Below are 13,334 nucleotides of genomic sequence, written 5' to 3' on the forward strand. Positions count from 1 at the left end.
TACACTTTTTTATTTGGTAATAGTTCAACATCTGTAAAAATTTCCAATGAAAACATAGAGGGCTTGGTCAGCCATTTCACTCATTCACTACCCTTAAAAGCTCCATAAATATTGTCGGCTCTTTCTCAAAGTGAGTGGGTAATGGTACAATGATGGTAAAACATGTAAGGAGAATAGAGTTATGGAAATGTTGGAGAATTTATTTGAGCAAGCACTAAATATACAGTTACCGTGGAAGGTAACATCTATAGATTTCAAGAAAGCGGAAAAGGTGATAGATATACATATTGATTTTGCAAGAGGTAGTATATTCAAGTGTAGTAAGTGTGGAAACAATTCTAAAGCTTATGACACAACTGAAAAGAAATGGCGACATCTTAATTTTTTTGAATATGAGAGTTATATAATAGCAAGAGTACCAAGGACTGATTGTAATGAATGTGGAATTTTACAGATAGAAATACCTTGGGCTCGTAGTGGTGCTGATTTTACATATTTATTTGATTCTCTAATGATGATTCTTTGTAGAGAAATGCCTGTAAACAAAGTGTCTAAAATTATGAAAGAAGATGATGAAAAATTATGGAGGATAATTCATCACTATACAGAAGAGGCAAGGAAATTAGAGGACTATTCCAATGTAAAAGCAATAGGAGTAGACGAAACATCTAAAAAAAAAGGACATGATTATGTCACATTATTTGTAGATTTGGATGACAAGAAAACCATTTTTGTAACTGAGGGTAAAGGGTCTGAAACAGTTAAGAAATTTAAAGAAGATTTTGAAAACCACAATGGTATAGCTGAAAATATAAAAGATGCCAGCATAGACATGTCGCCTGCATTTATAAAAGGGATAGAGGAGACTTTTCCAAACGCTGAAATAACATTTGATAAATTTCACATAATGAAGATAGTAAACAGTGCAGTAGATGAAGTAAGGAAAAATGAAGTGAAGGAACAAGAGATACTCCGTGGTAAAAAATATATATTTCTAAAAAACAGAGAAAAACTAACTTAAAATCAAAAAGAGGAATTGAGGAAAATAGAATTTATGCCTTACCTGAACTTACAAACGATAAGAGCATTTCACATACGTGAGAATTTTCAATCAATTTATAAAGAACAGACAAAAGAAGAGTTTGAGTTAAAGCTCCATAAATGGTATTTTTGGGCAACCCATATTCGATTAAAACCGATATGTGAAGCAGCTAAAGCAAAAGCAAGGGGTTACAGAACATTTAAAAACCTAAAGGTTATTATCTATATGCTCACAAGTAAGCTGGATTATACTAAGGTTGGACTACCCACATGAATTACGAAAGAGCCACATTATAAAAGGGATGTCATCCAAGTCTTTAAATCATGTGTTAGAAATATAAAGGTTTTAAATAAATCCAAGACTCCAGGCCTTCTTAGAGTTCGATTTGATCTTTACGGCAACGTAACCGAAACCCGTACTGTACCACCTGCTGTATTGCTTTGATAAGGATACGGATATAAATATTATAGCATCAGGATTGACAATAATGGGGGTCAAAAAGGGTTTGACTATGACAGTAGAAATATGCTATTTTTGTAGATTGACATTGTCAATTTATTTTATGAAACAAAAGTGGGGATTGTTGTACTGTTTACAAAAACGCTGCTAAAGAAAACTCTGGGTTTATGTGGGAGGCTACAGACATGGATAACTTCCCCGTAAGGTTTCAGAGTGAAGACAAAACGTCTACGACTACGTGGAGAAATATTAAAATAGGCGGAGTTTCCAACAATGTATTTGATATACCAGCGGGATACAAGAAAAATGGATATGCCTATGATGCCTCGTAGGTAAAAGGAGGTTTGCGCATGACAGACAAGAACAACATTGAGGTATTGATGGCAGAGAACAGGTTGTTTCCTCCGCCTGCGGGTTTTGCCGAAAAGGCCCGCATCAAGAGTATGGAGGAGTATGAGCACCTGTACAAGCGGTCAGTTGAAGACACTGAGGGGTTCTGGGCTGAGATGGCACGGACCCACCTGCACTGGTTCAAGGGGTGGGATAAGACCCTGAGCTACGACTTCAGAAAACCCTTTGTCAAGTGGTTTGAGGGAGGCAAGCTCAACGTCTCTTACAACTGCCTGGACAGACACATCAAGTCCGGCTACAAGAATAAGGCCGCCATTATATGGGAGTCCAACTACGGCATCCTGAACAAGACCTACACCTACCAGCAGCTCTACTACGAGGTAAACAAGTTTGCCAACGTCCTGAAAAGGCACGGCATACAGAAGGGCGACAGGGTGATGATCTACCTGCCCATGGTGCCGGAGGTCGTCATAAGTATGCTGGCATGTGCACGTATAGGGGCGATACACAGTGTTGTCTTTGGTGGATTCAGTGCGCAGTCTCTCAGGGACAGGATCATAGACTGCCAGGCCAGAATGCTGATCACTGCCGACTATGGCAGCCGTGGCGGCAAGCTGGTCCCGCTTAAGACCAATGCCGATGAGGCCGTTGAATACTGCCCTTCGATCGAAAAGGTGATCGTCGTAAAGACTCAGACGTCTGCCCCAACCACGGTATCAATGAACGATAAACAAGGTATGCGGCGGGACTTCTGGTGGCATGAGGAGATCAACGACAAGCAGATAACACACTACTGTGAGCCTGAGTGGATGGATGCCGAAGACCCCCTGTTTATACTCTACACGTCGGGGTCAACGGGTAAACCCAAGGGTGTCCTGCACACAACGGCAGGCTATCTGCTCTATACGCAGTTGACGTTTAAGTGGATATTTGACTGCAGAGACGAGGATGTCTACTTTTGCACGGCGGATGTGGGTTGGATAACCGGTCACAGTTATATAGTCTATGGGCCCTTAAGCAGTGGAGCTACGTCGCTTGTCTTTGAGGGCATCCCCACCTACCCTGATCCAGGTAGGTTCTGGGGCATCGTAGAGAGATACGGTGTCAATATCTTCTACACTGCCCCCACGGCCATCAGGGCGCTCATGAAGGAAGGAGACCAGTGGGTAAAGCAGCACGATCTGTCTTCGCTGAGACTCTTGGGCACGGTTGGCGAACCGATAAACCCGGAGGCCTGGATGTGGTATCACAACGTGGTGGGCCGGGGGGAAGTACCAATTGTGGATACCTGGTGGCAGACCGAAACTGGCGGAATACTGATCACCCCGCTGCCGGGGGCAATGACGCTTAAACCGGGGTCGGCATCAAAACCGTTTCCGGGCATTGTCCCTGCCGTCCTAAGGGAAAACGGCTCCCCTGCCGAAGTCAATCAGGGGGGCTATCTCGTGATCAAAAAGCCGTGGCCTGGCATATTGCGCGGCACGTATGGCGACCCCGAAAACATTCGGATCAGGGACGTCTATTTTTCAAGGTTTGAGGGCGTGTACTTCACCGGCGATGGCGCCCGATGTGACGAAGATGGCGATTACTGGCTGATGGGCAGAATTGACGACGTCATAAACGTCTCCGGCCACAGGATCGGCACTGCCGAGGTGGAGTCGGCCCTGGTAAGCCATGAGGCCGTGGCAGAGGCCGCCGTCGTGGGCTTCCCGCACGACATCAAGGGAGAGGGACTCTATGCCTACGTCACGCTCAAGGAGGGCTTTCAATCCTCAGAGGAGCTTAAGGGCAGACTCATTGAGCACGTCAGGCATGTCATAGGGCCTATCGCCTCACCGGATAAGGTGCAGTTCTCCCCCTCTCTGCCAAAGACCAGGAGTGGTAAGATAATGCGCAGGATACTCAGAAACATAGCAAAGGGCGAACTCGAAAATCTCGGCGACACTAGCACCTTGGCTGACCCAATGGTCGTGGATGACCTCGTCAAAGGGAAACAATAAAAGAAAGAAGGGGCGGCTCTGCCCCCCTCAGACCCTCCTGCAAGGGGAGGGGTGGGGCACCCCGGCCATAAAAAGTCGCACCTGGCCCCCTTCAGAATCCCCTGAAAGGGGTCACGGGCCCCTTGACCCCATAATGCCTAACCTTCTATCATCACAGAAATATTTACAGTAACAAACATTTTACTTTTTTAAAAGACACGTAACTTTTATATAAGCAATTCGTTATGTGAAGTAAACTTCTCTTGTTTTTTTGAAACAATATGGGATACAATCTGAAGAAGCTCTTTTAGAGCACTATTATTGTTCTTTGGAGGTACAATTTAATGGGATATGCAAAAATTGAGGCATTAATTGCTGCAAGAGAGTTCCTTGAAAATCAGTTCTTAGTTAATTCAAATGTAAATAAACCGCTCCTATTTGAGAAAAGCCTTAAAAGCTATATTAACTTTCGTTCGACTTTCCTTCACTCTATGGTAATAGGTAAAGACTCTCTGGGCTTTAATAATATTGTTGGGGCAGGGATTAGTGAAAAAAGGGTTAAAGGTAAGTACACTGGCGAACCTTGTGTTACTGTATACGTTGAAAAAAAGGCTGATAGTGAGCAAGTTGCAACAGAGGCTCTTATTCCCAAAAACGTTAACAGTGTTCCAACAGATGTTATTGCCTCCGGTAAGCTGTATGCACAGGGTTTAACCGGATATTATCGTCCCGCCCCTTGCGGTGTATCGGTTGGACATCATCTGACAACGGCCGGCACCCTCGGTTGTGTGGTTAAAGGAAATAGCAGGCTCTTTATCCTGAGTAACAACCATGTCTTGGCTAACTGTAACAACACAAGTGTTGGTGACCATATATTACAACCAGCTAAGGCTGATGGCGGTCGAATTCAAGACCATACTATTGCCACTCTCTCCAGCTTCGTACCGATAAACTTTAGGGCATATAATTACCTTGATTGTGCCATTGCAGAGGTGCTCTCTGACAACATAGTCTCTAATGTAGTCGAGTACTATGGGCAGATAGGTAAAGCCATCACGGAATGCAGTATGAATTTCCTTGTAAAAAAGTGTGGACGTACCACTGAATTTACACATGGTAGGGTCACTGGTTGCAATGCTACAATGAGAATTGATCTCAATGGAATAGATGTGATTTTCAAGGACCAGATAATGGTTGAATCAACGACATCTGCGCCCTTCAGTCAACCAGGGGATTCCGGTTCTCTGATTGTGACAGAGACGGGCAATAACCCGGTTGGCCTGCTCTTTGCCGGAAGTCAAACACTCACAAGCGCCAATCCGATAAGCGCTGTTTTATCGGCGTTGGATGTGACCATAGTAACATAATAGGGCATGTTCTAAAAAACTACGGAGGGGCGACATCTGCCTTTCCAGTAAACGCTAACATACCCTGGCGGAGAATATTGGTGACAATTGTCTCGGCAACGGGACTTATAACATTGACATTTGTTATAATAAGATTAGCAGAGAAAGAAGGTGAGGTCAATATGACTAATAATATACAGAGTTCACCAAGGCCAACAATTGAGGAGGTTAAGGCTATACACGAAATGAATCTCTTTGATATAAACGGTGTCGAAGGGGTTGGCATCGGCGAGGAATCAGGCAGGGCTGTGATAAAGGTATATGTTTCAAAGCAACCAAAGTTACTACAAGATAAGATACCTGCTCAAATAGATGGTTACTCCGTAGCCTTAGAGTTTAGTGGCAAGTTTCACGCATTTTAGAGCTTTAAATCCCAGGCCATCTGCTTCTGCCTGACTGCCCGGGTGCAGAGGATGCAGCCTGCACCTTGGTGGCTTATGCCTCGGCGGCCAACTCCCCGATGCTCTTGTTGAGGACGGGGTGCACCACCCCTGGGGCTATCTCCCGCAGAGGATGAAGGACGAACCCGCGCTGATGCATGTATGGGTGCGGGATCGTCAGCCCCTCCTCCTGCACGACAAACCCTCCGTACAGAAGGATATCGAGGTCGATGAGTCGCGGCCCCCACCGCTTTGTGGACACACGCCCCATCTTTACCTCTATTGCCTTTAGGACGCTTAACAGTTCTGCGGGGGGAGGTCGGTCTCTGCCTCCACACACATGTTGATGAAGTCTGGCTGTGACGTCTCCCCCCAGGCAGCGGTCTGATGCATCCCCGAACGTGCCGTTATCGCGATCCCGGCCTCTTGCAGAAGCTCAACTGCCCGCAGACAATTGCCATGTCTGTCGGACAGATTGGAGCCAATCCCGATGTAGACTTTCAAATAACAAGCCTCATCCGCTCAATGGCCTCCTTGATCCGCTCAACCCCCTTGGTCAGGGCAAACCGGATGTACCCCTCGCCGTTTACGCCAAAGCCGTTGCCGGGGGTGGCCAACACGCCGGACTTCTCCAGCAGGTGGATCGAAAATGCCTCCGAGCCAAATTTATCGGGCACCCTGGCCCACAGATAAAACGTTGCATCCGGCTTTTTGACCGACAGACCAAGTCCGCGCAGGCCGTCATACATGCAGTCCCGCCGCTGCTGATATGTGTTCCGGATGTAGGCAAGTTGATCATCCGACATCTCAAGCGCAACAATGGCGGCCTCCTGGATGGCCTGAAAGACGCCGGAGTCCAGATTGGTCTTGATCTTGCCCAGTCCCTGGACGAGTTCACGGTTGCCAACGGCAAAGCCCACCCGCCAACCGGTCATATTATATGTCTTAGAGAGCGAATGCAGTTCGATGGCGACCTCACGTGCCCCGTTGATCTCCATAAAGCTCAACGGACGTTTGCCGTCAAAGTAGGTCTCCGTGTAGGCGGCGTCGTGGCAGATGATGATGTCGTGCTGATGGGCAAGCTCGATGGCCCTGAGAAAGTTCTCCCTGGTGGTGACAGCACTCGTTGGATTGTTGGGATAGTTGAGAAACATCAGCCGTGCACGCTTGAGTATGTCCTGCGGGATGGCCGCAAAGTCCGGGAAGTAATCGTTTTCCTCCTTCAGCGGCATAAAGTATGGCTGTCCCTGTGCAAACAGCGTCCCAATCGAATACACCGGATAGCCAGGACATGGACACAGGACAACATCCCCCGGATTGACAAAGGCAAGGGGCAGGTGTCCAACCCCCTCCTTTGATCCGATCAACGACAGCGCCTCCGCATCGGGGTCTATATCGACACCGAACCGCCTCTTGTACCACGCACTGACCGCACCCCTGAAGGTTACCATGCCGCGGTATGAGGGATAGCGGTGGTGTTCGGGGTTTTCGGCAGCCCGCTTTAGCGCCTCTACGATGACGGATGGCGTGGGTATGTCTGGGTCGCCGATACTGAGGTCTATGACATCGACGTTATTTTTGATAGCCTCTGTCTTTAGCCTGTCAATACGGTCAAAGAGATAGGGGGGCAGATTTCTCACCCTCTCTGCAAGCGCAGTGTTGATTGGATTTCTCATTGTACCTCCAAAATGTTATGTTTTTTTAAGGTATCATTATAACAAAAAGACGGATTTCAAACAATTACCCTGCATCAGGGATCAACGACAAGTACGCAGGTACCACGTCGCTACATTGACCAACTGATGAGCTTCTGGAGTTTGCCGATGTCGCTTAACCTGATCCTGTCGCCAGTCGTTTCGATCAAACCCTTATCGCGCAGCTTTATGATCGAGCGTGTAACGGACACCCTACTGGTGCCGGTCATATCGGCTATCTCCTGATGCGTCAGCGGTATCTTGACAAGACCGTTTTCGGAGTATTTGATCAACAACGATGCTATCCGCCCCTGCACGTCCATAAAGGCCATGTCCTCAAGGAGGCTCTCCATACTCTGTCGCTTATCCCCGATCAGTTGGAGCAGCTTTATGGCAATATCGGGCCGCTTTCTGAGAAACTCCTCAAAGACGTTCTTACGTATCTCAATGCCCGTGGCTCTTTCGGTTGCCTCAGCCGTAGTGCTCCTGTGTTTTTCACCCGCCAAGGCCATCTCGCCAAAGAACTCCCCAGGCTCTATGACGTCGAGCGTGAGTTTCCTGCCGTCGTGGTAGAGCTTTGAAAGCCTGATGCGTCCGCCGTCAAGAAAGTATATGCCATTGGAAGTATCGCCCTGTGTAAACACCGTTTCGTCCTTGTCCAAGGAAAACGTCCTGGCATATGTGTCTATATATTGTAACTCTGCCTCCGTTACATCACGAAACAGCGCATTGTGTCTTAAGCCGTCAATTTTCATATAACATTATAGCATATTTGGATTAGATTAACCACAAAATACACGGCTCTTTTATGGGGTCAAGCGAGGGACGAGCCACTCCCTTAACCCCTTCGTATGCAATTGTCCTGCCGCATGTTTTGATATACGTAGACAAACGGATGTCCTTAATGATACAATAATCGCATGACACCGCAGACATTAGACAGGGATTTTGATTTGACTGAGATAATCAATGGAGTGGAGGTTATGGGGCCTAGTCCATTTAGGAAACATCAGAATATTAGCTGGAATTTAAATGACATACTGAGTCAGCACATAAAGAAATACAAGTCAGGCAAGGTGTATTATTCACCACTTGACGTCATACTCAAGGAAGGAGAGCAGAGGCTACAGCCTGACTTGTTGTTTATAGGTAAAGACAACATGGCTATCATGCAGGACTGGATCAGGGGCGTGCCCGACATGGTTTGTGAGATTGTCTCTAAAGGCTCTCATGCTAAGGACACCGTAACCAAGAAGGAGATTTACGAAGCCTTCAGGGTGCCCGAGTATTGGATCGTTATCCCGGAGCTTGAGACCATTGAGGTGTTTACGATTGAAGGAGATACCTACAAGCTGTATTCTGTGGCAGAGGGTGAGGGTGTGGTGAGGTCGAAGGTCATTGAAGGGCTTGAAGTGGATATCAGGGGCGTGTTTCAGGAGTAGTCTCAGCCGCTTTAAGCACCCGGACGATGCAGATGTCTATCCGTGCAAAGAGCCAGTTTCACTGGTTTGTATAACTACAATAGTAACATGGAGGAAGTATGTTTGGGAGAACTACCATTGACACAGAGGGCAAAGGACTCCGGTTTAACAGGGCGTTCAGCGTGAGGGCATTGTTTACGCTGGCGGTGATTGGGGTGCTGTGCCTTGGTGGCTTTACAGCTAACGCCTTTGCGGAAGGCAGCCTAACTACGTTGGGTAGCCAAAACACAGCAGATGGTCAATTTGCCGGGGCCGGAATTAAGATTGCGACTGGTTATTTTCACACGGTAGCGATTAATTCGGACGGAACATTATGGGCATGGGGCGATAACCGCTATGGTCAGCTTGGAGATGGCACGACTACAAACAGAAACACACCGACGAAAATAGGTACTGATACGGACTGGGTTGCCATCTTTGCAGCCGAGTGGTATACCGTAGCGCTTAAAGCAGACGGAACGTTATGGGCATGGGGCGATAACACTGACAGCGGCCTAGGAGATGGTACTAACACGCAAAGAAATACACCAACTAAGATAGGCTCTGATACTGATTGGGCTTCCGTTGCCACTGGTTATTACCATACAATAGCGCTAAAGACAGACGGGACGCTATGGACATGGGGGTATAATAATAATGGTCAGCTTGGAGACGGTACGACTGCAAGCAGAAATACACCGGCTAAGATCGGCACTGATAATAACTGGGTCGCTGCCGTAGGTGGTGAACTGCACACTTCAGCGCTTAAGACAGACGGAACGTTATGGGCATGGGGGGACAACTTCAACGGCCAGCTCGGAGACGGTACGAATACGGATAGGTATACACCAATTCAAATCGACAGTGATACGAACTGGGCTAAAGTATCAGCAGGCCAGTGGCATGTTATGGCGCTAAAGACAGACGGAACGCTATGGGCATGGGGGATCAACCCAAATGGGCAACACGGAGACGGTACGACTACGCCAAAAAACGCACCAACGAAGATAGGTGGCGATACTAACTGGGCTAAAGTCTCGGCGAGTAGTAATAGCACCATAGCGCTTAAGACAGACGGAACGTTGTGGTCTTGGGGATATAACGCCTCCGGGCAACTTGGAGACGGTACGAATACCGGCAGAACTACGCCTGTCGAGATAGGCAGTGATACTAACTGGACAGAAGTATCAACGACTAGCTTTGGACATGCCATAGCGCTTAAATCAGATGGAATGCTGTGGGCATGGGGTAGCAACACCTATGGTCAGCTTGGAAACGGTATGGATACGGATACAAACACGCCGGTACAGGTTTTCTTGCCCACTCCTACGCCAACCCCAACTCCTACGCCAACCCCTACGCCTACACCCACTCCTACGTCAACGTCCACGCCTACACCGACACCAGACTGTAACAGTAAATCACTCTCTCCAACGAACAAAGACTTCCCCCCCGGTGGTGGCAGTGACATAGTAAACGTAACGGCTAATCCAGGCTGCACCTGGAACGCCACAAGCAATGCAGGCTGGATCACGATCTCCTCAGTCAACACCAACTCCGGCAGCGGTACGGTTTCATACACGGTAGCAGCCAACACGGGCACGGCTACGGGTTCAGCCTCCCGCTCCGGCACAATGACGATTGCAGGGCAGACGTTTACGGTAATGCAGGATGCCTTGTCCTGTTCCTATACGCTCTCCCCGACGAACAAGAACTTCCCTTCAACCGGTGGCAGTGACACCATAAACGTAACGGCCAATCCCGGCTGCACGTGGTCGGCAACGAGCAACGACGGCAGTTGGATTACGATAACATCGGGGGCCTCTGGCAACGGTAATGGCACCGTGAAGTATTCCGTGGCGGCCAACACGGGTTCAACCTACCGCACCGGTACAATGACCATAGCGGGTCAGACCTTTACGGTGATCGAGGACGGACTGTCGGCAACAAGGAAGTCCCTGACTATCATGAAACAGGGCACCGGTAACGGCTCTGTAACGACCTCAATTGGCACGATCACCTGGAACGGCAACACCGGTACCGCCGAATACGACCTCAACACGTCGGTATCGCTGACAGCAGAGGGGGATATGACCTCGGACTTTGTCTCCTGGTCAGGGTGTGATTCCGTTGCAGCAAACGTGTGTACGTTCAACATGACGGCCGCCAGGACGCTCGCCTTGACGTTTGCTCAAAAGACAAGCAGCGGATTTCTCCTGACCGTCACAAAGACGGGTACAGGCGACGGTACGGTTACGCCATCCACGGGCGTGCTTACCTGGAACGGCAAGGTTGCTACGGCAACGTATCCGGCCAACACCAACGTAGTTCTCACTGCAGAGCCGGATACCGCATCAAGATTTATACAATGGACCGGGTGTGATGTGGCCACTGGCAACCGCTGTACGCTGAACATGACCGAGGCAAAGGGGGTCTCTGTTGCGTTTAAGACTGGGCGCAAGCGTGTGAAGAAGGATTTTGACGGCGATGGCAAGAGCGATATCCTGTGGAAGAATTCCGCAACAGGGGACGTGGCCATCTGGCTGATGAATGGTGCATCGAAGAAGTCTACCGACTTTGCGGGGCGTGGCATCCCCGGCAACTGGCGTATCAAGGCGGCAGAGGACTTTGACGGTGACGGCAAAAGCGACATGCTCTGGCAAAACATCGACACGGGCGACGTCTACGTTTGGATAATGGATAGCATAGCGCAAAAGTCCGGGGCCTTTGTGGCCAGGGGAATCCCCGCAGATTGGCAACTCAAACTGTCGGAGGACTTTGATGGCGACGGCAAGAGCGATATCCTGTGGCAAGATACCGGTAGCGGGGCAGTCTACATCTGGCTGATGAATGGTGCCTCAATAGCCTCCGGCGGGTATGTGGTCAGAAGTATGCCACAGGACTGGTATATCAGGGGCGTGGGAGACTTCAATGGCGATGGCAAGGCCGACATCCTGTGGCAGAGCAAGGACGTTGGCGATGTCTTTTGCTGGTTGATGGATGGTACCAAGATGCAAGCCGGTAGCGGATTCATTGTCAGGAGGCTGCAACCGGAGTGGAAGATCAAGGCCGCTGCCGATTATAATGGAGACGGCAACAGCGACATACACCTGCACAATACCGCCACAGGTCAGAACGTCATCTGGCTGATGGATGGCATACAGATAAAGGGGGCAGACTTCTTGAAACCCAAGGGTGGTACAACTATCCCGATGGTGCCGATGACAGAGCAAGCCTCCGGCACCGACTCCTGGGATATGAAATCCACCGGTGACTACAACGGCGATGGCGTCAACGATATGCTATGGCAGGATGGCTCAAACGGTGACGTCTACATGTGGACAATGGACAGCTCCGGGACGAGTTACTCGGGCGGATACGTAGACCAGGGCGTTCCCGCTGACTGGAGCATATATTAACGATTTAGACGGGGGTGCTGCTTGTGGCGGGGCACCCCCACCCCTAGCTTATACCCCCTGCCATTAAGGGCCCGTGCATAAATAACCTACTCAATCTTTTATGCAATATGGCTTAATATGAATAAACCAAAATATAAATGGGTAAGTTATTTATGCCCAGTTCCTAATGTATAATAACTATACTTTGACAATGTCATATTCCAATCCCTGCAATTAAAGATGTCTGAACCACGATTTAACGGATTAAGGAATTATCAGGATTTTGCTAAAAAAGGTCTTATCCCTTTTTCCTGTAAATCCTTTAATCTGCCCTGCGACCGTAGGAAGCAAAGTTATCAATCCTAGTTCAGACAATCCCTTGTTTTTACTTAAATCGGATGTTCTGCGCAAAAAAAGGCTTACTTCCTTTAAATATAAGGTTTTATAAAAGAAAATGTGTAAACACGTAGACACTAAAACGGAAGTTCCAGAACTTACAAGGTAAAATAGTGCTGTAGAAGGTTGAATATATTGGTAATACGCAAAAAGGGCAGCAAAAAATTCGTGCCTACATTTTATTTATGGCATAAATTTTTCAAGTGTTATTTGGCAGACTAATTCCTAACGCATTAAGAATTGTTTGTGCATCCTCACCAGGAGTTGGAATTCTCTTTATCGTTTTTCCAGCAAGAGATATTTCTATAGTTTGAATTTTATCTAACACATCAACCATATATTCATCCGTCATTTTCAGATTACTTGTACGTTTGTTAAACTCATGCATCAAAATATATGCAAGCATTGTTACAAAAACGTGACCACATGTTCTACTTTCCTTTCTCACATATACAGGTCTTACTTCTAATTGTTCTGTCTTCATTATCTTAAAAGCATGTTCAACAAAACTTAAATCCTTATATCTGTCATGTATTTTCTCGGTTGTAATATCTTCCGCTGTTAAATTAGTTTTTATTGCATAACAGCCGTCTAACTTGCTATCTTCTTTTAGTCTTTCATTATCAATTGAAACAATTATATTGCGTTCACTTTCTTTAATATCTACCCAATCTTTTATAGATAAAGTTTCTATTAATTCATTCAAAGTTTTTAAGGCAGTTTCTATTTTTGCTTTAGGATGTTCTTTTAGTTTCTTAGATAACTCTTC

At 47.5% G+C, this 13,334-nt stretch carries 9 protein-coding genes and 2 pseudogenes; 7 read left to right on the top strand and 4 right to left on the bottom strand.

Features of this window, described 5'->3' with window-relative positions:
* The first annotated feature begins 187 nt into the window (after positions 1-187).
* From Mcas_RS00975 to Mcas_RS00990, 5 genes and pseudogenes are all read left to right on the top strand, one after another.
* Positions 188-1,315, top strand: a pseudogene (locus Mcas_RS00975) (ISL3 family transposase).
* 371 nt (positions 1,316-1,686) lie between these two features.
* Positions 1,687-1,833, top strand: coding sequence for a hypothetical protein (locus Mcas_RS17925; RefSeq protein ID WP_156032971.1), 147 nt, complete (start codon positions 1,687-1,689; stop codon positions 1,831-1,833).
* 18 nt (positions 1,834-1,851) lie between these two features.
* Positions 1,852-3,852, top strand: coding sequence for an acetate--CoA ligase (gene acs, locus Mcas_RS00980; RefSeq protein WP_040333442.1), 2,001 nt, complete (start codon positions 1,852-1,854; stop codon positions 3,850-3,852).
* A 323-nt stretch (positions 3,853-4,175) separates the two neighbouring features.
* Positions 4,176-5,198 (top strand): chymotrypsin family serine protease, encoded by a 1,023-nt coding sequence (locus tag Mcas_RS00985; protein ID WP_052566657.1) that lies wholly within the window; start codon positions 4,176-4,178, stop codon positions 5,196-5,198.
* 161 nt (positions 5,199-5,359) lie between these two features.
* Positions 5,360-5,599 carry a hypothetical protein gene (locus tag Mcas_RS00990; RefSeq protein WP_040333527.1) on the top strand — a complete coding sequence of 80 codons (240 nt, stop codon included), beginning with the start codon at positions 5,360-5,362 and terminating at the stop codon, positions 5,597-5,599.
* Between the two features lie 73 nt (positions 5,600-5,672).
* On the opposite strand, the pseudogene folK reads toward Mcas_RS00990, so the two are convergent.
* The 3 genes and pseudogenes from folK to Mcas_RS01005 all read right to left on the bottom strand — a co-directional run bounded on the left by folK (position 5,673) and on the right by Mcas_RS01005 (position 8,066).
* Positions 5,673-6,121 (bottom strand): annotated as a pseudogene (folK, locus tag Mcas_RS19085) (2-amino-4-hydroxy-6-hydroxymethyldihydropteridine diphosphokinase).
* Positions 6,118-7,293 carry an LL-diaminopimelate aminotransferase gene (locus Mcas_RS01000; RefSeq protein ID WP_156032973.1) on the bottom strand — a complete coding sequence of 392 codons (1,176 nt, stop codon included), beginning with the start codon at positions 7,291-7,293 and terminating at the stop codon, positions 6,118-6,120. The pseudogene folK and the gene Mcas_RS01000 overlap by 4 nt, the downstream one beginning before the upstream one ends.
* Positions 7,294-7,403: 110 nt before the next feature.
* On the bottom strand, positions 7,404-8,066 hold the full coding sequence (locus Mcas_RS01005) for a Crp/Fnr family transcriptional regulator (RefSeq protein ID WP_040333444.1): 663 nt from the start codon (positions 8,064-8,066) through the stop codon (positions 7,404-7,406).
* A 165-nt stretch (positions 8,067-8,231) separates the two neighbouring features.
* Here Mcas_RS01005 and Mcas_RS01010 point away from each other — a divergent pair, with 165 nt between their 5' ends.
* Together Mcas_RS01010 and Mcas_RS15985 are read left to right on the top strand one after the other, a co-directional pair.
* Positions 8,232-8,753, top strand: a complete 522-nt coding sequence (locus tag Mcas_RS01010) for a Uma2 family endonuclease (RefSeq protein ID WP_040333446.1) — start codon at positions 8,232-8,234, stop codon at positions 8,751-8,753.
* 98 nt (positions 8,754-8,851) lie between these two features.
* Positions 8,852-12,190 (top strand): RCC1 domain-containing protein, encoded by a 3,339-nt coding sequence (locus tag Mcas_RS15985; protein WP_052566659.1) that lies wholly within the window; start codon positions 8,852-8,854, stop codon positions 12,188-12,190.
* Positions 12,191-12,764: 574 nt separating this feature from the next.
* Here Mcas_RS15985 and Mcas_RS18430 read toward each other — a convergent pair.
* Positions 12,765-13,334 (bottom strand): IS1634 family transposase (locus tag Mcas_RS18430; protein ID WP_040333447.1); only part of this gene is annotated, 570 nt, incomplete at its 5' end.

Source organism: Candidatus Magnetobacterium casense (genome assembly GCF_000714715.1).
GTDB lineage: Bacteria > Nitrospirota > Thermodesulfovibrionia > Thermodesulfovibrionales > Magnetobacteriaceae > Magnetobacterium > Magnetobacterium casense.

What these genes read in the sequence shown, in the direction of transcription:
- acs (WP_040333442.1), top strand. Translation starts at nt 1,852, where the DNA reads ATGACAGACAAGAACAACATTGAGGTATTGATGGCAGAGAACAGGTTG.
- Mcas_RS17925 (WP_156032971.1), top strand. Translation starts at nt 1,687, where the DNA reads ATGGATAACTTCCCCGTAAGGTTTCAGAGTGAAGACAAAACGTCTACG.
- Mcas_RS00990 (WP_040333527.1), top strand. Translation starts at nt 5,360, where the DNA reads ATGACTAATAATATACAGAGTTCACCAAGGCCAACAATTGAGGAGGTT.
- Mcas_RS15985 (WP_052566659.1), top strand. Translation starts at nt 8,852, where the DNA reads ATGTTTGGGAGAACTACCATTGACACAGAGGGCAAAGGACTCCGGTTT.
- Mcas_RS01005 (WP_040333444.1), bottom strand. Translation starts at nt 8,066, where the DNA reads ATGAAAATTGACGGCTTAAGACACAATGCGCTGTTTCGTGATGTAACG.
- Mcas_RS00985 (WP_052566657.1), top strand. Translation starts at nt 4,176, where the DNA reads ATGGGATATGCAAAAATTGAGGCATTAATTGCTGCAAGAGAGTTCCTT.
- Mcas_RS01010 (WP_040333446.1), top strand. Translation starts at nt 8,232, where the DNA reads ATGACACCGCAGACATTAGACAGGGATTTTGATTTGACTGAGATAATC.
- Mcas_RS01000 (WP_156032973.1), bottom strand. Translation starts at nt 7,293, where the DNA reads ATGAGAAATCCAATCAACACTGCGCTTGCAGAGAGGGTGAGAAATCTG.